The following is an 18,891-nucleotide window of genomic DNA, read 5'->3' on the forward strand; positions in this document are numbered from 1 at the left end:
TGCTCAGCGCTCCCCGAGTTCTCCGCACCCTGACCAGTTCGCTTCGAGTACGCCTCGGCAACCTTGGAAGGGATCCGCATGCCGCCCACCCGTACCCGCTCCCGTACCGCCCGTCTGCGTACCAGCAGACCGGCCGCGCTCCTCGCCGCCCTCGCCCTCCTCCTCGTCGGACTCGTCGGCCTGACCGGGAGCCCGGCCGCTGCCGCCGCCCCCGGGCCGGTCCTGGACCGCAACTTCCCCGACCCGGACGTGGTCAAGGAGGGCGGCACCTACCACGCCTACGCCACCAACGGCGAGGGCAAGAACATCCAGCACGCCACCTCCGCGAACCTCGGCTCCTGGACGTACGGCGCCGCGGACGTGCTGCCCGCCCTCGGCGCCTGGGCGCGCCCGGACCGCGGCCTCGTCTGGGCGCCGGAGGTCTTCGACAACGGCGCCGGGTTCACCATGTGGTACGTGGCCCGCGACCAGGCGAGCGACAAGCAGTGCATCGGCGTCGCCACCGCCGCCTCGGCGAGCGGCCCCTTCCAGCCGGTGGGCAGCGGCCCGCTGGTCTGCCCGGCGGCCGACGGCGGCGCGATCGACCCCGCCTCGTACACCGAGGGCGGCCGGCGCTACCTGCTGTGGAAGAACGACGGCAACTGCTGCGCCCTGGACACCTGGCTGCATCTGCAGGCGGTCTCCGCGGACGGCACGGCCACCACCGGCGGCGCCGTCCGGCTGATCCGGCAGGACCGCGCCTGGGAGGGCAATGTGATCGAGGCGCCCACCCTGGTCAAGCGCGACGGCCACTACGTCCTCTTCTACTCGGCCGACTCCTACGCGGACGAGCGCTACAAGACCAGTTACGCGGTCGCCCCCGCCCTGGAGGGCCCGTACACCAAGGCCGCCAACCCGCTGATGACCACGGACACCTTCGGCGGGACGGTCATCGGACCCGGCGGCCAGGACGTGGTGGCGGGTCCGGACGGCCGCGACCGCATCCTCTTCCACGGCTGGAGCGCCGACCACAGCCGCCGCGCGCTGTACGCCGCCGACCTGGGCTGGGCGAACGGCTATCCGGTGGTGAACGGCAGCAAGGTGCTCTACCAGGCGGAGAACGCCACGGTGCACAACGCCGTGGTGCGCGCGGCGACCGGGGCGCTGGACGGCAAGGCGGTCGGGAAGATCGACTTCGCGGACAGCTACGTCGAGTTCTCGGTCTTCGTGCCGACCGCCGGAGCGCACACACTGACCGTGCGGTACGGGAACGGCTCCCTCGACGGCTCGGCGCAGACGGCCGCCTCCCACACGCTCACCGTCAACGGCGCCGCCGCCGGGGAGGTGGCCTACCCGTACACCGGCTGGGACAACTGGCGCACCGTCGCGGTGCCGGTGGACCTGCGCGAGGGCTGGAACACCCTGCGCCTCGGCAAGGGCGCCTTCTTCACCGAACTCGACAGCGCCGAGGTCGCCTGAGGACCGCGCCCGCCGCCGGGCCGCCTCAGCGCGGCCCGACGGTCCGTGCCGCGGCGGGCAGCGGCTGCTCGGTCCAGATGACCTTGCCGGTCGCCGTGTAGCGGGTGCCCCAGCGCTCGGCGAACTGGGCGACGAGGAACAGGCCCCGGCCGCCCTCGTCGGTGGTCGCCGCCTGCCGCAGGTGCGGGGAGGTGCTGCTGTGGTCGGAGACCTCGCAGATCAGCTCGCGGTCGCGGATCAGCCGTACCTGGATCGGGCCCTCGGCGTAGCGGATGGCGTTGGTGACGAGTTCGCTGAGGATCAGCTCGGTGGTGACCGCCTCCTCGTCGAGCCCCCACTCGCCCAGCTTCGCCACCACCGCGGCCCGCAGCTGCCGCACCTCGGAGGGGTCCGCCGGGACGTCCCACTGGGCCACCTGGTCGGGGCCGAGGACGCGGGTGCGGCCCACCAGGAGGGCGATGTCGTCGCGCGGCTGCTGCGGGACCATGGTGCGCAGCACCTGCTCGCAGGTGTCCTCCGGGGTGCTCGCCGCGTACCGCTGGAGGGTGCGGCGCAGCAACTCCAGGCGCTCGTCGATGTCTTCGCTGCGGTTCTCGACCAGCCCGTCGGTGTACAGGACCAGGCGGCTGCCCTCGGCGAGCGGCAGCTCAAGAGTCTCGAAGGGCATCCCGCCGAGGCCGAGCGGCGGGCCGCCGGGGACGTCGAGGGTCTCGGCGCGGCCGTCGGGGTGCACGGCCACCGGCTGCAGATGGCCGGCCCTGGCGATGGTGCACCGGCCCGCCACCGGGTCGTAGATCGCGTAGATGCAGGTGGCCCCCGTGACGGCGAGGTCGCCGCTCTCGCCGCTCTCGTCCTGGTCGATACGGGTGACCAACTCGTCCAGGTGCCACAGGAGTTCGTCCGGCGGCAGGTCCAGGCTGGAGAAGTTGTGCACGGCGGTGCGCAGCCGTCCCATGGTGGCGGCCGCGTGCAGCCCGTGCCCCACCACGTCGCCGACGACCAGGGCGACGCGCGCCCCCGGCAGCGGGATGATGTCGAACCAGTCGCCGCCCACCCCGCCGAGACCGCCGAGCCCGGCCTGCGCGGGCCGGTAGCGGTAGGCGACGTCGAGGGCGTCCTGGGCGGGCAGGGTGCGCGGCAGGAGGCTGCGCTGCAGGGTGACCGCCATGGTGTGCTCGCGGGAGTAGCGGCGGGCGTTGTCGATGCTCACCGCCGCCCGGGCGACGAGTTCCTCGGCGAGGGAGAGGTCCTCCTCCTCGAAGGGCTCGTAGCCCCCGGCGCGCCAGAACATCGCCATGCCGAGGATGACGCCCCGGGCGCGCAGCGGCACCGCGATCATCGAGTGCATGCCGTGCGCGACGAGTTCCTCGGCCCGGGCCGGGTCCTGGCGCTGCCAGCCGGAGTAGGCGGCCAGGTCGGTGTCGAGGACCGCGGCCCCGCGGCCGAGCCCGGAGTCCATGGGGGTGCGCGCCGCGAAGTGCACGGTGTGCCCGAGCGGATACAGGGCGGTCTTCTCCGGGCCGCTGAGCGCGGTGCGGCGCATGTCCTGACCGGCGCCGGTGCTGGTGGGCTCCTCGCCGCGCAGCACGGTCTCGACGAGGTCCACCGTGGCGTAGTCGGCGAAGCGCCCGGCGGCGAACTCGGTCAGCTCCTCGCAGGTGCGGGTCACGTCCAGGGTGGTGCCGATCTCGGTCCCGGCGTCGTAGAGCAGCTTCAGGCGGCCGCGGGCGACATTGGCCCTGCCGGTCAGGGCGCGCAGTTCGGTGGTGTCCCGCAGGGTGGCGACGCTGCCGGGCGGGCCGCCGGCCTCTTCGGTGGTGCGCTGGTTGACGGCGAGCAGCCGGTCGCCGATCGGCAGGACCTCGTCGCTGGCCTCCTCGCCGGAGGCGAGCAGCCGCGCCGTCGGGGCGCTGAGCCCGAGCGCGGTGACGGGCTGCCCCTCGACATCGCGCGGGAGGCTGAGCAGCCTGCGGGCCTCGTCGTTGGCGAGCAGGACCCGGCCGTCGCCGCTGACGATGAGGACGCCCTCGCGCACCGAGTGCAGCACCGCGTCGTGGTGCTCGTACATCCGGGCCATCTCGGTGGGGCCGAGGCCGTGTGTCTGGCGCCGCAGCCGCCTGCTCACCAGGGCGGTGCCGGTGGTGGTGAGCAGCAGGACACCGGCCGCCGAGCCGAGGAGCACCGGGAGCTGGTCCTCCACATGGCTGCTGACGTGGTCGATGGTCACGCCCGCCGAGACCAGTCCGACGACCTTGCCGTCCGGGTCCTTCACCGGGGCCACGGCCTGCACCAGGGGCCCGATGGTGCCGTCGACCTTCTCCGTGAGCAGCCGCCCCTTGAGCGCCGGTTCGATGGTGCCGACGAACTTCTTCCCGATCCGGTCCCGCAGCGGGTGGGTGTAGCGGATGCCCTGGGTGTTCATCACCACGACGAAGTCGACGTCGGAGCGCTTGCGGGCGGTCTCGGCCCGCTTCTGGAGCAGGGCCGTGGGGTCCGGGCTGTCGAGGGCCGCCTCCAGACCGGGGGCGGCGGCGAGGGTCTCGGCCACCGCCACCGAGCGGTTGCGGGCCTCCCGCTCGCTGTCCGCCCGCGAGTGCAGGACGAGCGTCACCAGCGCCACCACGACGAGCAGCACCACGATCGTCGCCTGGAGGAGGAAGACCTGGCCTGCGACCGTACGCATCCACAGAACCAAGCGGGAGCGTCCGTCGCGTTGGGCCATACGCTCTTTCTACCTCCTTCCCCGTCAGGTGGGCCAACCTGCCACGAATCCCCCGGCTCCGCGGCCGGGTTCAGGAAGCCGGTCCACCGGGGAGGCGCTGCTCCCGGCCGTCCTGATCCTGGTGCGGTACGGGGCAGCCGCCGGGGAAGGTGCCGAGGTCCGCGAGGACGTAGCCGTGCGGGTAGCCGCGGATCCGGGCCGTCTCGCGGATGTGCAGCGGCTTGCGGCGCGGGGGCAGCAGCCCGGCGAACCGTCCGCGCAGCCGCAGCCCGCGCCGGACCAGCGCACCGAGCGGCGCGGGCGGGGCCGGATAGCGGAAGGCCTCGCGCAGCGGTGCGTCGAGCAGGCACCGGGCGGCGAGTCCCATCAGGGGGCGTACGGGCCGCGGATACCAGGAGCGCATCAGGCGCAGGGTGGCGTCGGAGACCGCCCGGCCGCCCTCGCTGTACGCGAAGTGGCGGCGCTCGTACGTGTCGAGCAGCTCCTCGAACTCCTGGTAGCTCTCCGGGATGTCCTTGATGCCCATCCGCGCCCCGAGCACCTGGTAGTAGCGGGTGGCGGCGCGCAGTTCGGCGGGGGACAGGGGCCGGTGGCCGTAGTCGTCCAGCCAGCGCTTGGGCACCACCACGAAGGTGGCGAGCACATAGCGGAAGTCTTCCTCGCGGATGTCGTACGCCCGGTGCATCCGGTTGATGCGGCGCACCGCCTCGCGTCCCTCGGGCGAGTCCCCGCCGTGCTCGACCGGTGCCTCCAGGAGGAGCGCGGTGTCCTCGTACCGCTTCCGGGTGCGCCGGGTGAACTCCCCTGTGGTGGCGAGGAGTTCGCCGAGGCTCGGCACCGCGTAGGTGCGGTAGAGGGCGAAGCTGAGCGCCTGGCTCATGTCCCAGGGGAACTCGTGCAGGGAGGTGATGCGGTAGATCTCCTCGTAGTCCTCCTCCGGGTCGAGCAGGGCGATGCGGCGCGGCCAGTGGTCGCGGCTCCACGGTCGGAGGCCGCGCGTCCGGCCGCGGAGCCGGGGCCCCGATCCGCTCTTCGGTCCGCTCGTCGACCCGTCCTTCGCCGCACTCTTCGGTCCGCCCGTCGTTCCGCCGTTCTCGCTCATCGGTCCGCCTTTCGTCCGGGTGCCGGGTTCAGCCGTGCCCGAGAGCAGGAACAGCGCCGGGGCGCGGAAGGACACGGCCGGGTGCCGCGGCCCCCCCCGCGGCTCGGCCGGTCCGCGGTGATGATCCGGCGGAAACCGGGCGGGGGCAACGGCCCGGGCGGGGCGACGGGCGGGATCCGGCCTGGCGAGAGGGGTGTCCGAAGGCCGGTCGAGGAACCTCGAAAGAGCGCCTTCACTTGCGCATACGTGACGACTGTCGCTATATATCAATCAACTTCAAGCAGAATCGCGCCGTCTTTGCGCCAGGGCGGTGTTGTCGACGCAGCCGGTCGCCCGGCGCACCAGGCCCGAGGGCCGACGGTGCTCCGGTGGCACCGGGGAACGGGGTGCCGATGAGTGTCATTGCCCTCGATGTGAGCGGGAGCCGCATCACCGGCGAGGCGGTCGCCGCGAGCGGCCGCGTCCTGGACGCGTACCGGACGCCGGTCCGCCCGGAGCTGGGCCCGGACGATGTCGTCGACAGCGTGCTCGACTGCGCGGACCGGCTGGCCGCCGGTGCCGCGCGGGAGGGCGATCCCGCCGTCGCGGCCGGGATCGTGGTCCCCGGCCTGGTGGACGAGGCCTCCGGCACGGTGCTCTACGCCGCCGGACTCGGCTGGTACGACATGCCGGTCGGCGACTGGCTCGGCGAGCACATCCGCCTGCCGGTCGCGGTGGGCCACGACGTACGGGCCGGTGCCGTGGCCGAGAGCCGCCTCGGCGCGGGCCGGGGCTGCGCGAACTTCGCCTACGTACCGGTGGGCGCGGGGGTCGCCGCCGCCCTGATGCTCGGCGGACGCCCGCTCGGCAGCGACCGCGGCGGGGCCGGGGAGATCGGGCACCTCGTCGTCCGGCCGAGCGGGCCCCGCTGCGCCTGCGGCAACCGCGGCTGCGTGGAGACCCTGGCCTCCGCTCCCGCGATCGCCGACCGCTACACCTGCCTGACCGGTGAGGCGGGCGTCAGCGCCCAGGAGGTGCAGCGCCGCGCCGCCCTCGGGGACGAGACCGCCGCGGAGATCTGGCAGGAGGCGCTGGAGGCACTCGCCGACGGTCTTGCCGCGCTGACCCGGGTGGTGGACTTCGACCGGATCGTGCTCGGCGGTGAACTCGTCGAGGCGGGGCCCGCGTTCTTCGCCCCGCTGCGCGGCGCCCTCGCCGAGCGGCTGACCTTCCGCCCGCCGCCCCGGCTGACCGCCGCCAAGCTCGGCGGCCGGGTCGGCTGCCTGGGCGCCGCGCTGCGCGCGGAGGACCTGCGCGCGCCGGCCGCCGCCTGACCGGCCCCGTGCACACCGCTGACCTGCGCGGGGTGCCGGAGCGCCCGGGGATCTTGGCCCTCGGACGGTGTGCGGCCCGCCGCGGCGGGGCTGCTACGTTCACGGCATGAGCGACGCCCAGAACTCCGGCCAGGAGGCCCCCGCCGCGCCGGTCAAACCCCCCATGCGCGAGGCCCTCATCGCGGCGGCCTTCGATCTCTTCCTGGAGCGCGGCTTCGAGCAGACCACCGTCGACGACATCGTCGCCCAGGCCGGGGTCGGGCGGCGGTCCTTCTTCCGCTACTTCCCCTCCAAGGAGGACGTGGTCTTCCCCGACCACGAGCGCTGCCTGAAGGACATGACCGCCTTCCTCGACGCGAGCGCCGACACCGACGACCCGGTCCTGAGGGCCTGCGACGCCGCCCGGCTCGTCATGCGCATGTACGCGGAGAACCCCACGTTCTCCGTGGAGCGCTACCGGCTCACCAAACAGGTCCCCGGCCTCCGCGTCTACGAGCTGTCCGTGGTCCGCAGCTACGAGCGGACCCTCGCCTCCTACCTCCGGGACCGCTTCACCGTCCGCGGCGACGGCGCCCTGCGCGCCGAGGTCATCGCCGCCGCCGTGGTCGCCGCCCACAACCACGGACTGCGCGCCTGGCTGCGCACGGACGGCAGGGGCGACGCCGCCGAGATGGTCGGCAGCGCGCTCGACTACGTGGCGGGCGCCTGGACTTCGGGCCAGTCGCCGGGCGCGGCGGGCTCCGAGGAGGAGGACGACGTGGTGGTCGTCATCACCAAGCGCCATACCCCGATGTGGCGGGTGGTACGGGAGGTCGAGGCGGGCCTCCAAGGGGAGTGAGCGCCAACGGCCTTGTGTTACCGCTGAGTTGGTGAAGTGCCGGGCGGGGCGGGCCGGTCGGATGTGGAAGGGCGCCTCGCGGGTGCGGGGCGCCCTTCGGTGTGCTGTGCCGCAACTGTCCGCTGTGGTGGGCGGGTTGGGGTCGGTTGTTAGGGCAGGTTGCGGGCCATGACGATGCGCTGGACCTGGTTGGTGCCTTCGTAGATCTGGGTGATCTTGGCGTCGCGCATCATGCGTTCGACGGGGTAGTCGCGGGTGTAGCCGTAGCCGCCGAGGAGTTGGACGGCGTCGACGGTGACGTCCATGGCGATGTCGGAGGCGAAGCACTTGGCGGCGGCGCCGTGGAAGGTGAGGTCGCGGTCCTCGCGTTCGGACTTGGCGGCGGCGGAGTAGGTGAGCTGGCGGGCGGCTTCGAGTTTCATGGCCATGTCGGCGAGCATGAACTGCACGCCCTGGAAGTCGCCGATGGGCTTGCCGAACTGCTTGCGTTCGGTGACGTACTGCTTGGCGTAGTCCAGGGCGCCCTGGGCGATGCCGAGGGCCTGGGCGGCGATGGTGACGCGGGTGTGGTCCAGGGTGCGCATGGCGGTGGCGAAGCCGGTGCCCTCGGCGCCGATCATGCGGGAGGCGGGGATGCGGACGTTGTCGAGGTAGACCTCGCGGGTGGGTGAGCCCTTGATGCCGAGTTTCTTCTCCGGGGCGCCGAAGGAGACCCCCTCGTCGCCCTTCTCGACGACGAAGGCGGAGATGCCCTTGGAGCGCTGGGCGGGGTCGGTGACGGCCATGACGGTGTAGTACTCGGAGACGCCGGCGTTGGTGATCCAGCGCTTGACGCCGTTGAGGACCCAGTGGTCGCCGTCGCGTACGGCGCGGGTCTTCATCCCGGCGGCGTCGGAGCCTGCTTCGGGTTCGGACAGGCAGTAGGAGAACATGCCGTCGCCGCGGGCCAGGGCGCCGAGGTAGGTGTGCTTGAGTTCCTCGCTGCCGGACAGGACGACGGGCATGGAGCCGAGTTTGTTGACGGCGGGGATGAGGGAGGAGGAGCCGCAGACGCGGGCGACTTCCTCGATGACCAGGACGGTGGCCAGGGCGTCGGCTCCGGCGCCGCCGTAGGTCTCGGGGACGTGGACGGCGTGCAGGTCGGCGCCGAGCAGCGCGTCCAGCGCTTCCTGGGGGAAGCGGCCCTCCTCGTCCACCTGCGCGGCGAACGGCGCGATCTTCGCCTCGGCGAGCGCGCGTACCGTCTCCCGGAGCATCTCGTGCTCCTCCGACGGCCGGTACAGATCAAAAGCCGGGTCAGTCATCGCTTGCTCCAGTCCGTTCTGCGTCTGCGCGCCGCAGGAAAGCTGTGGGGGAACTTAGTGCCACTACTAGACCACACTGCATGCCGAGGACGCAGCCGCGCAGCTCGCACGGCCTCTGCCGCTCTCCGCGCCCGCCTCGCGCCGTATCTCGCGGTGCACGCTCGATGCGAGATGCCGGTGCGAGCGGCGGCTGTTTCGCGGTGCCGCAGGCGCCTCTCGGGCGTGCTGGACAAGCAAAAAGGCACTCAGTGTCTTTACGGGTAGGCACGGAGTGCCGTAACTTGGCGTTCATCAAGGCGAAGGGTGAATCGGCTCTATCCACAGGGAGACGAGGCATGTTCGAGCTCACCAACAGGACTGCGGTACTCGACCGCGAGGTGCAGCCGAGCCCCCCGGCGGCGGAGCTGTACTTCCAGCGCTGCCGCTGGTGCGGAACCGCCCTCTACCAGCGGCTGCTGTGCACCGGCTGCGGCTCGACGGAACTCGACACCGAGCGCAGCGAGGGCCGCGGCGTCGTCTGCACGTACCGCAGGCTGAGCACGGACCGGGACCGCTGGCCGGTGACGATGAACGAGGGTTTCACCGTGTGGTGCCGGGTGGCGGGCTCGCTGCCGATGGTGCGCCCCGGCGCGCGGGTCCGCCTCGCGACGACCGTCGAGCCGACCGACGAACCCGTGGTGGAGCTGTGCCGGGACTCCTGGGACGAGCCCCTGCCGCAGGGCGGACTCCGCCGCTTCTGAGGGCGCCGACTCCCGCGGGTCCGGCGGCAAGTAGAGTGCGTGGCCGTCGACCAAGTGGGGGCCATGCACGCCGATCCCGCTCAAAAGCACCGTGCTCTGGTGCTGTGGCAGCAGCCGGCCGCGCCGCGGGCCGCCGTCCTCTTCCTGCACGGCGGACGGGCGGAGGGCCGCCAGACCTCGCGCCCCTGGCACACCCCCGGGCTGCGGATGCGTCCCCTCGGCGGTGCCGCCGCCCGCCGGATGCCCGCCGAGGACCTGCTCGTCGGCCGGGTCCGCTACCGCTTCCGGGGCTGGAACGGCGCCGACGCGGATCCGCTGCGCGACGCCCGGCAGGCGCTGGACGAACTGCACGCGCTCAGCGGTGAGGTGCCCGTCGTCCTGCTCGGGCACTCGATGGGCGGCCGGGCCGCACTGCACGCCGCCGGTCATCCCGCCGTCGTCGGTGTGGTGGCGCTCGCGCCCTGGTGCCCGCCCGAGGACCCCGTCACGCAGCTGCGCGGCCGGACCACGGTGATCCTGCACGGCGAGCGGGACCGGGTGACCGACCCCGCGCTCTCCCGGGCCCTCGCCTACCGCGCTCGCGCGGAGGGCGCCCGCGCCGGGGTCCTGCTGCTGCGCGAGAGCGACCACGCGATGCTGCGCCGCTGGCGGCTCTGGCACGAGCTGGCGGCGGAGACCGCGGTGGGGCTCCTGACCGCCGGCTCGCTCCCTGCCGAGGTCGACCAGGCACTGGGCCGGGACACCCCCGTACTCCTCTGAAGTCCTCACCAACTCCCTGACGCACCGACGTCGGGGCCGTTCCACCGGCGCGTACGCGGTGGCGTCGGGTGCGCCGGTTGTGCGCGGTGGTGCTCTCAAGTCCCTTGTGCCTCAAGGGTGTTACCCGTCTGAGACATTCCCGGGCGCCGGGGCGGACAGGAGCACCCTGAGCGTGACCGGCCGGCAGGGCCGGTCCCCCTGAGGGAGGGGTGAGCCATGCGTATGAGCCGAAAGATCGCGGTGTCAGCCGCTGCTGCCGCACTGCTCGGGACGGCGGGAGCCGCCGCGGCCCAGGCCGCGATATCGGGAGACGCCGGGGCAGAGGGCGCCGCCGCCACGCCGACCTGCGCGGTCTCCGGGCTGTCCGCCTCGGTCCGCGAACACCTCGCGGGCGGGATGAACCACGTAGGGATCACACTGGAGTTGAGGAACACCGCCGACCACAGCTGCGCGCTGCGCGGCTACCCGGGACTCGGCCTGGAGGACAGCGAGCACCGGCGGCTCACCTCGGACACCTCCTGGGGCGGGACCTGGTACGCGGACGACCCCGGCAAGGAGACCGTCACCCTGAAGCCGAAAGGCACCGTCGAGGCCAACGTCGCCTGGACGCGCGCCAATTCGGGTACCCCCGAGGCGCGGCACGCCGCCTATCTGGTGGTGACGCCGCCCGCCTCCACCGACTACAAGACGGTGAAGCTGGACACCTGGGTCGACAACGGCGATCTGGCGGTGACCGCGGTGGCCCGCGAGGTGCCCGTGGGGCGCTGACCCCTGGAGCACGCGCCGACCCGGCGGCGGTGCCGCGGGACCGGACGCGAGCGGAGAGGCGCCCCGCCCGGTTCAACTGCCCGCAGAGACCGCGCAGGTGAACCGGGCGGTGGCGGGTCAGACCTGCCCCTCCTCGAACCACCGGGCCAGTTCCGGCGCCACCCGGTCCACCCGGACGGGCCGGCCGTCGTTGCGCAGCGACTCGGTGGCCGCGCACCCGGCGGCGACCGCCTCCCGGGCCGCGATCGGGCTGGTGTCGGTCTCGCCGCCCACCCGGACGAACCGCAGGAACTCCTCGACGAGCAGCGGATCGGCGCCGCCGTGCCCGCCCGCCGCCGTGGGCATCGGGACCACCAGGTCGGCGTCGGCGCGGTAGCCGCTGCGGCGCTGCCAGACCCGTACCTCGGCGCTCTCGCCGTGGTCGCCGAAGTTCTCCAGTCTGCCCTCGGTGCCGATGACCGTGTAGTTGCGCCAGTAGTCGGGGGTGTAGTGGCACTGCTGGTAGCTGGCGTGGACGCCGTTCTGCAGGCGCATCGTCATCATCGAGAGGTCCTCGACGTCGACGACCGGGTTGAGCCCGGTGAGCGAGAGCGGCGGCCAGTTCCGCTCGGGGTCGTACCAGTCCGGCATCACCGCTCCGGGACGCTGCCCGGAGCGGTCCGCGATGTCCCCGTACAGGGTGAGCGCCCCGAGGGCGGTGACGTGCTCGGTGTAGCCGCCCGCGAGCCAGTGGATGACGTCCAGGTCGTGGGCGCCCTTCTGCAGCAGCAGACCGGTGGTGTTGCGGCGGTCCGCGTGCCAGTCCTTGAAGTAGAAGTCGCCGCCGTGGCCGACGAAGTGGCGGCACCACACCGCCTTGACCTCGCCGATCTCGCCGCGCCGGATCAGCTCGCGCATCACCCGGACCACGGGCATATGGCGCATGTTGTGCCCCACGTAGAGGCGGGCGCCGCCGCGCCGGGCGGCCGCGAGGACTCGGTCGCAGCCCTCGGTGGTGATGGCCAGCGGCTTCTCCACGAAGACGGCGACCCCGGCGTCCAGGAGGTCGGTGACGATGGCCTCGTGGGTGTGGTCGGGGGTGATGACGAAGACCGCGTCGAGGTCCTCGCCCGCGAGGAGTTCCCGGTGGCCGCCGTAGAGGCGGACGCCGTCGCCGAACCACTCGCGGGCCCTGGGGTGGCTGCCCGGGTCGGTGTCGGCCGCGGCGACCACGGCCGCGCCTGCTCCGGGCCGGTGCGCCTCCTTCGCGAGGGTGGCCCGCAGCCCGAGGCCGACGACGGCCAGGCGCAGTTCACGGGTGGAGGGATCCGCCGGGGCGGGGGAGGGGACCGTCATCGGAGTCAGCCCTTCATGCCGGAGAAAGCGATGCCTTGGATGAACTGCCGCTGCATGACCATGAAGACCACGATCACCGGGAGGGTGGCCAGCAGCGAACCCGCCATCAGGACGGGGTAGTCGGTGAGATGGGCCCCCTGCAGCGAGGCGAGACCCGCCGAGAGGGGCATCTGCTCGGGGTCGGTGTTGACGATCAGCGGCCACATCAGATCGTTCCAGGACCACAGGAAGGTGAGGATGCCGAGCGCGAGCAGCCCGGGCCGGGCCAGCGGCAGCGCGATCCGCCAGTAGACGGTGAAGGGGTTGGCGCCGTCCAGGCGGGCGGCCTCCTCCACCTCGACCGGCAGGCCCATGAAGAACTGCCGGAGCAGGAAGGTGCCGAAGGCGCTGAACATGCCCGGGACCACCAGCGCCTGCATCGAGTTGAGCCAGCCGAGGTTCTGCATGATCTGGTACTGCGGCAGCAGGAACAGCTCGCCCGGCACCATCAGTACGGCCAGGAAGGCGAGGAAGATCGTCTGGCGGCCGGGGAAGCGGATCCGGGCGAAGGCGTAGGCGGCCAGCGAGCACAGGAGCAGCTGGGCGGCGGTCCGCAGCAGCGCCATCAGCAGGGTGTTGAGGAACTGCTCGGTGAAGGGGATCGAGTCGAAGACCGTCGCGTAGTTCGACCACTCCCAGTGGTGCGGCCAGATCGTCGGCGGCACCCGGGTGGACTCGCCGAAGCTCTTGAACGAGGTCAGCACCTGCCACAGCAGCGGGAAGACGGTGAGCACCGCGCCGAGCGAGAGGACGAGGTGCGCGGGCCACAGCCGCCCCTCGCGCTTCGGGCTCCGGGTCGCCTCAGGCATAGTGCACCCACTTCTTCTGCAGCCGGAACTGGAGCGCCGTCAGCGCCATGATCAGGACGAAGAGCACGCTCACGATGGCGGCGCCGTAGCCGCGCTGGTTGTCGAAGAACGACTTCTGGAAGAACAGCATCACCACGGTCTGCCCCTCTCCGTAGGCCGGATTGGTCACGCCCACGCTGGTGTTGGCGCCCAGGATCAGATAGATCAGGTCGAAGACCTGGAGCGACTGGATGACGGAGAGCACCGTCGTGAAGAAGAGGGTCGGGCTGAGCAGCGGCATGGTCACCGAGAAGAACTGCCGCACCCGGCCCGCCCCGTCGAGGGAGGCGGCCTCGTAGTAGTCCTGCGGGATGCCCTGGAGCCCGGCGAGCAGCAGGATCATGTTGTAGCCGACGGTCATCCACACCCCGACGGCGGCCACCGCGAAGCGGACCGTGTCGGGATCGGACACCCAGTACGTGCCGTTGATCCCCACCGCGTCGAGTGCCTGGTTGAGGATGCCGACGTCGCCGCTGTAGAGCCAGCGCCAGACCACGGCGACCGCGGCGGGCATCGTCACCACGGGCAGGAAGTAGAGCGTGCGGTAGACACCCGTGCCGCGCATGCCCTTCAGGTTGAGCAGCACCGCGAGGACCATCGCCAGCGGGATGCCGAGCAGCACCAGTCCCGTGTACAGGAGGGTGTTGCCGAGCGCCTGCCAGAACTCCGCGTCGTGCAGCAGGGTGTCGTAGTTGGCGGTGCCGATCCAGGTGGTGCCCCCGAAGGCGCCCCACTCGGTGAAGCTGTAGTAGAGGGTCTGCACCACCGGCCACAGATAGAAGACGGCGAGGCCGAGACCGGCCGGAGCGATGAAGGCGTACCCCCACCACTTGTCCCGGTGGGCGAAGGCGCGCTCCCGCTTGCGCAGCGCGCGGTCCTCCGCCTCGGGTACGGGCGCGCGTACCGGGGGCGGCGCGGGGGCTTCGGTGTCGAGGCTCATCAGGAACCGGCCCTCCCTTCCTGGTCGAGCAGTTGGTTCATCGCCTTGGCGAGGGCGGTGGTGGCGCCGTCCAGGCTCTCGTCGCCGCTCCAGGCCCGGGCGAGCAGCTGCTGCTCCTTGTGGGCCCAGGCCGCGGTGTTGCCGGAGGTGGGGTACGGCACGGCGTAGTCGACGGCGTCCAGGAAGACCTGGAGGTCGAACTCGGGCATGCCCTCCACCCAGGCGCGCTGGGTCCCGTGGAAGGCGGGGATGGCGGTGCCGTACCTGCCCTGGATCTGCGAGGCCCGCTTGCCGGAGAGGAACCGGACGAAGTCGCGGGCCAGTTCGGGGCGGGGCGTGCGGGCGTAGACGACGTTGCCGAGCCCGTGGATGACGGTGGCGCGGCGGCGGCCCCGGGCCAGCGGGGCGACGTCGACCTTGGCGCGCAGTTCGGGGTCGGCGTAGTAGGTGGCCGCGTTGTACGAGGCGTCCTGGACCATCGCGATCCGGCCGGACTGGAAGAGCTGGGTCGCGTCGGTGTCGGTGATCTGCTGGAGGGTGGGCGCGGCCCGGTAGCGGTGGATCATGTCCACCCACAGCCGCAGGCCCTCCAGGGTCCGCGGGTCCCGGTAGCCCGAGCGCTTGCGGTCCTCGGAGATCACCCAGCCACCGGCCTGGGCGATGGAGTCGTAGTAGTTCTCCTGCGCCCACACCGGGACGCCGATGCCGTGGACGCCGCGCCGCCGGTCGGTGAGCCGCTGGGCGTTGGTGATCAGGTCCTGCCAGGTCCAGTCGGCGTCCGGGTAGTCGACCTTGGCGCGGTCGAAGAGCTCCTTGTTGAACCACAGGCCCACGGTGTCGAAGTCCTTCGGCGCCCCGTACTGCACGCCGTTCCAGCGGTAGAGGGAGACCAGGTCCGCGGGGTAGTCGGCGGGGCGCAGGACGGCCTCGCCGCCCTCGGTCTCCAGCGGGAGGAGCTGCCCGGCGTCGGCGTAGAGGCCGAAGTTCGGGCCGTTCATCCAGAAGACGTCCGGGGCGGTGCCGCTGGTGCACGCGGTGCGCAGCTTGGTCCAGTACGTGCCGTTCGGCGTGAGCTGCACGTCCACCCGCACACCGGGCCGGCTCCGCTCGAACTCCCTGGCCGCCCTGCGCATGGCGGGCAGCTGGGCGACGTCCCAGATTCCGTAGGTCAGGCGCCCGCGCCGGGAGTCCGAGGACCCCGGGGAGCTGCTGCAACCGGCGGCGAACGCCGAGGCGGCGGCCGCGGTGAGGAGCGATCTTCTGCGCACGCGCATCCTTTCGGGCAAGCGGATCGCTCACCGGCCGCCCGGTGCGGGGGAGGCGGTCGGGAGGATCCGGCAGGGGAGGACCCTGAGGGGATGCCCGGGACGCTATGTGCTCGATATTGACGCGTCAAGGAGTGTTTCAATCACCTTCGAGCAAAGAGGGGGAGGTGTCGCGGACCGCTTCCACAGCGGCGCGTACGGTGACGTCCGCGCGCCCGCTGTCCCGGCCGACCTGGGGTTTCCGGGCCCGGACGCACCGCGGCGCGCACCCCCGGGCTGCCGGGGATGCGCGCCGCGGTGGGAACGCGCGTGCGGGCGGAGGGCTCAGCTGCCGAGCAGGCCCTTCCAGTCGCGCGGGGTCAGCAGCTCGCTGCCGCCCTTGGTGCGGCCGCCCGAGCGGCGCAGGGTGGCGACGGCCTCGCCGACCTCGCTGTTCGCGCCCTCCGTGAGGCGCGGGGTGAGCAGCGGCCAGATGTCCGAGCCGAGGTAGCCGGTCTCGTCCACCGTGCGGTGGTGCGCGGCCGAGCAGACGTGCTGCTCCACGCCGTGCACCTCGGCCAGCTTGACCACGGCCCGCTTGGTCGCGGGGCCGAAGACGCCGTCGGCCCGCAGCCCCTCGAAGCCCTTGGCCCGCAGCAGGTGCTGGGCCGCGCGGACCTGGGCACCCGTGCTGCCGGGACGCAGCAGCGGCCAGACGGAGGGCGTGGCGCTCTGGACGCCCATGGCGCCGGCGACCGCGTCGCGCAGCTCCTGGAGCCGGCCGTAGAGGATGTTGCCGGGGCACTCGGTGGAGTTGAAGTCCCGGTGCCCGAGGATGTTCTCGACCGGGCGGCCGTACTGGGTGGCGATCCAGGCGACCAGGGCGACGAGCGAGTCCCACAGCGCCGGGGGGACGTCCACGTCGGTGTAGATGCCCTCGTTCTCGATGCCGATGACCTCGCTGTTGTGGCTGCCGACGTTCGCACCCTGCACGTGCTGGGTGCCGCCGCGCACGACGTCCAGGCTCTGGTGCCTGCCCTCGAGGATGAAGCCGCCGCGGCTGTTGGTGAACTGCTGGCCGGTGTCGCCCCAGCCGCGCCCGTCCATGTGGAAGTTCTGGATGTCCCGGCAGATCTGCTTGGCGTGCTCCAGCGAGTAGTCCTCGCTGTTGCCGGGGTCGGCCGTGTGGTGCACCACGATGAAGGTGGGCACATGGTCCTCGACGACGATGTCGATCTCCGGCGGGCGCGCGCCCCACTCCGCGGTGCCGTAGATCCGCGGCTCGGCGGCCTCGGCGCCCGCGCGGGGGGCCGGAGCCGGAGCGGCCTGCGCCGCCGTCGCACTCTGCCAGCCGACGGCGCCTGCCGCGGCGACGGCGACACTGCCGCGCAGCACGGCGCGGCGGGCGGGGGTGGGGGGTCCTGACTGTGCCGTCATCGCGGTCTCCTCGCAGAGAGTGGGGGGCTGGTCGACGGGCGGGCGCCGGACGCGGGCTGCCGTGTGGGGGGTACGGTTTCGGGGGCGGGACGGGCCGCGGTGTCGTGGCGGAACATCAACACCCCTTCCGTTGCCGCGTGGTGAGCGCCGTAGCCAGCAAAGAGGACTGAGCGTGAACCTGACAACCCCGTAAGGGGGAGCGCTCCGAAACTTTCATCCGGCCTGAAAGAGGGCCCGGTGTGATTCGCTCACCCGGGGACATTCACGGCCGCGGTTTCTCTGGTACGACCACTGGTGACCGGCGCGCGTCCGCCGGGCGTCGGATCTCTGCCCCCGGGCCCCCTCCACGACCCCCTGACGGACCGTGAGAGTGTGAGGCCCGGTCACGTTCGCGGAGGACGGCGGGACCCTGCCGAGACGGACGAGAGAGTGGGCTGCTGCGGGTGGACGCGGGGGAGAGCGCTCCGGTGGTCGAACTGACCCGGACGCATCGCATACTCATCGCTGTGGTGGTGGCCGGTGCGGTCGTCATCGCGGGTATCGGTTTCGCGGGTTCGTATGCGGCCGTGCGGGAGTTGGCGGAGAAGAAGGGGTTCGGGGACTTCTCGCTGGTCTTTCCGATCGGTATCGACGCGGGGATCTGCGTGCTGCTGGCGCTGGATCTGCTGCTGACGTGGATCCGGATCCCTTTCCCGCTGCTGCGGCAGACGGCGTGGCTGCTGACGGCGGCGACGATCGCGTTCAACGGGGCGGCGGCCTGGCCCGATCCGCTGGGTGTGGGCATGCACGGGGTGATCCCGGTGCTGTTCATCGTGGCGGTGGAGGCGGCGCGGCACGCGATCGGGCGGATCGCGGACATCACCGCCGACAAGCACATGGAGGGCGTGCGGCTGACCCGCTGGCTGCTCTCGCCGGTGCCGACCTTCCTGCTGTGGCGGCGGATGAAGCTGTGGGAGCTGCGCTCCTACGAGCAGGTCATCAAGCTCGAACAGGAACGTCTCGTCTACCAGGCCCGGTTGCGCTCCCGCTTCGGCCGCGCCTGGCGCCGCAAGGCCCCCGTCGAATCCCTGATGCCGCTGCGCCTGGCCCGCTACGGCGTCCCCCTCGCCGAGACCGCGCCCTCCGGCCTCGCCGCCGCCGGACTCGACGGGAACGGCAAACCCCTGGCGGACGCGCGCCCTTCGGCACCGGAACTCCCGGCCGAGGCGGCCCCGCCCCGCTCACCGGAGGCGGCCCGCCTGCCCCAGCCGCCCGAACCGGCCGCGGCCGCCCCGCAGTCGGCGCCCGGCGCGAAGCTGCCCGCCGCCCCCTCCCCGCTCGGGGCCCCGGCCGCCGCCGCGGCGCCGATCGAGCCCGACCCCGCCGACGCGGCCCCCGAGTCGAGCTGGGAGACCTGGGAGGACTTCTACTTCGAGGCCTTCACCCGGTATGTCGCGGAGCAGGGCACCCACCCCACCGCGTACCAGCTGACCTGGTACCTCAGGGAGCGCTACGGCGTCACCGACCCGATGGGCAACCCCCTGCACGAGTCCGAACTCGCCGGTCACCTCCACGACTTCAAGCAGCGCCACCCGCTGACCGCGACCGCCGCCGCGGACCAGGACGGCCCGCTCGCGGAGGAACCGGCCCCGTCGTACTAGGGCGGGTGCCCATCGAGGCGGTCCTCGGAGGCATCAGGGTGCGGCCCGCAACCGCGGGAATCGCGGCTCGCGCGGCGGTCGGCCACCGAAGTTCGCCCCGGCCGACGACCGTCAGCGCCGCAGCGCGTCTCCGCTGCTCGGCCCGGTCGGCTGTCCGCTGTGTGGTGCGTTGGGTCAGATACGTCAACGCACCACCCACGGCTACACCGGCCATCGGCATCACGGGGGTCCACACGTCCGCTGCCATGACCGACTCCTACCAGCACCTACCCACCACCCGCCCTGGATCTTGCCAGTCGGCCTCGGGGCGGGCCGGTCTGTCGGCGCACCTCGAACAGCGCCCCCGCAGACGGAAGACGGGCCGCCCGGTCAGCCCCGGCGGCCCGTCTCCCGTCTGTGCGCGG

15 protein-coding genes are annotated in these 18,891 nt (G+C 72.5%); 7 read left to right on the top strand and 8 right to left on the bottom strand.

Annotation, left to right across the window (positions count from 1 at the left end):
• Window positions 1–78 precede the first annotated feature (78 nt).
• On the top strand, window positions 79–1,458 hold the full coding sequence (locus MID12_RS31425; protein WP_263172563.1) for a family 43 glycosylhydrolase: 1,380 nt from the start codon (window positions 79–81) through the stop codon (window positions 1,456–1,458).
• Window positions 1,459–1,483: 25 nt separating this feature from the next.
• Here the strand turns inward: MID12_RS31425 and MID12_RS31430 are convergent, their stop codons facing one another.
• Together MID12_RS31430 and MID12_RS31435 are read right to left on the bottom strand one after the other, a co-directional pair.
• Window positions 1,484–4,180: a SpoIIE family protein phosphatase gene (locus tag MID12_RS31430; protein WP_040255649.1), complete on the bottom strand. Its 2,697-nt coding sequence runs from the start codon at window positions 4,178–4,180 to the stop codon at window positions 1,484–1,486.
• Window positions 4,181–4,250: 70 nt separating this feature from the next.
• Window positions 4,251–5,282 (bottom strand): oxygenase MpaB family protein, encoded by a 1,032-nt coding sequence (locus MID12_RS31435; protein ID WP_263172566.1) that lies wholly within the window; start codon window positions 5,280–5,282, stop codon window positions 4,251–4,253.
• A gap of 392 nt (window positions 5,283–5,674) precedes the next feature.
• On the opposite strand from MID12_RS31435, the gene MID12_RS31440 reads away from it, so the two are divergent.
• Together MID12_RS31440 and MID12_RS31445 are read left to right on the top strand one after the other, a co-directional pair.
• A complete protein-coding gene (locus tag MID12_RS31440; RefSeq protein ID WP_263172568.1) occupies window positions 5,675–6,595 on the top strand; it encodes an ROK family protein in 921 nt (306 codons plus the stop codon).
• Window positions 6,596–6,701: 106 nt separating this feature from the next.
• The gene (locus MID12_RS31445) at window positions 6,702–7,433 is read left to right on the top strand and encodes a TetR family transcriptional regulator (protein WP_052482895.1); all 732 of its coding nucleotides are present in this window, start codon (window positions 6,702–6,704) and stop codon (window positions 7,431–7,433) included.
• 149 nt (window positions 7,434–7,582) lie between these two features.
• Here the strand turns inward: MID12_RS31445 and MID12_RS31450 are convergent, their stop codons facing one another.
• The gene (locus MID12_RS31450; protein ID WP_040255654.1) at window positions 7,583–8,737 is read right to left on the bottom strand and encodes an acyl-CoA dehydrogenase family protein; all 1,155 of its coding nucleotides are present in this window, start codon (window positions 8,735–8,737) and stop codon (window positions 7,583–7,585) included.
• Window positions 8,738–9,072: 335 nt separating this feature from the next.
• On the opposite strand from MID12_RS31450, the gene MID12_RS31455 reads away from it, so the two are divergent.
• The 3 genes from MID12_RS31455 (at window position 9,073) to MID12_RS31465 (ending at window position 11,004) form a co-directional block, all read left to right on the top strand.
• Complete coding sequence (locus MID12_RS31455) at window positions 9,073–9,477, top strand: zinc ribbon domain-containing protein (RefSeq protein ID WP_052482897.1); 405 nt, start codon at window positions 9,073–9,075, stop codon at window positions 9,475–9,477.
• Between the two features lie 39 nt (window positions 9,478–9,516).
• Window positions 9,517–10,236, top strand: coding sequence for an alpha/beta hydrolase (locus MID12_RS31460; protein WP_263172573.1), 720 nt, complete (start codon window positions 9,517–9,519; stop codon window positions 10,234–10,236).
• Window positions 10,237–10,452: 216 nt separating this feature from the next.
• Window positions 10,453–11,004, top strand: a complete 552-nt coding sequence (locus MID12_RS31465; RefSeq protein WP_263172575.1) for a DUF4232 domain-containing protein — start codon at window positions 10,453–10,455, stop codon at window positions 11,002–11,004.
• 117 nt (window positions 11,005–11,121) lie between these two features.
• Here MID12_RS31465 and MID12_RS31470 read toward each other — a convergent pair whose 3' ends face one another.
• The 5 genes from MID12_RS31470 to MID12_RS31490 all read right to left on the bottom strand — a co-directional run bounded on the left by MID12_RS31470 (window position 11,122) and on the right by MID12_RS31490 (window position 16,847).
• Window positions 11,122–12,339 carry a Gfo/Idh/MocA family protein gene (locus tag MID12_RS31470; protein ID WP_052482901.1) on the bottom strand — a complete coding sequence of 406 codons (1,218 nt, stop codon included), beginning with the start codon at window positions 12,337–12,339 and terminating at the stop codon, window positions 11,122–11,124.
• A 5-nt stretch (window positions 12,340–12,344) separates the two neighbouring features.
• Window positions 12,345–13,187, bottom strand: coding sequence for a carbohydrate ABC transporter permease (locus tag MID12_RS31475; protein WP_040255658.1), 843 nt, complete (start codon window positions 13,185–13,187; stop codon window positions 12,345–12,347).
• Complete coding sequence (locus MID12_RS31480; RefSeq protein ID WP_078845347.1) at window positions 13,180–14,166, bottom strand: carbohydrate ABC transporter permease; 987 nt, start codon at window positions 14,164–14,166, stop codon at window positions 13,180–13,182. Before MID12_RS31480 ends, MID12_RS31475 begins: the two co-directional genes overlap by 8 nt.
• Window positions 14,166–15,434, bottom strand: a complete 1,269-nt coding sequence (locus MID12_RS31485) for an ABC transporter substrate-binding protein (protein WP_052482904.1) — start codon at window positions 15,432–15,434, stop codon at window positions 14,166–14,168. The genes MID12_RS31480 and MID12_RS31485 overlap by 1 nt, the downstream gene beginning before the upstream one ends.
• A gap of 321 nt (window positions 15,435–15,755) precedes the next feature.
• The gene (locus MID12_RS31490; RefSeq protein WP_263172578.1) at window positions 15,756–16,847 is read right to left on the bottom strand and encodes an N-acetylmuramoyl-L-alanine amidase; all 1,092 of its coding nucleotides are present in this window, start codon (window positions 16,845–16,847) and stop codon (window positions 15,756–15,758) included.
• A gap of 443 nt (window positions 16,848–17,290) precedes the next feature.
• Here MID12_RS31490 and MID12_RS31495 point away from each other — a divergent pair, with 443 nt between their 5' ends.
• Window positions 17,291–18,487, top strand: coding sequence for a DUF2637 domain-containing protein (locus MID12_RS31495; RefSeq protein WP_411577026.1), 1,197 nt, complete (start codon window positions 17,291–17,293; stop codon window positions 18,485–18,487).
• Window positions 18,488–18,891: the final 404 nt, after the last annotated feature.

The sequence above is a fragment of the Streptomyces sp. SCSIO ZS0520 genome, from assembly GCF_025643355.1.
Lineage (GTDB): Bacteria > Actinomycetota > Actinomycetes > Streptomycetales > Streptomycetaceae > Streptomyces > Streptomyces physcomitrii.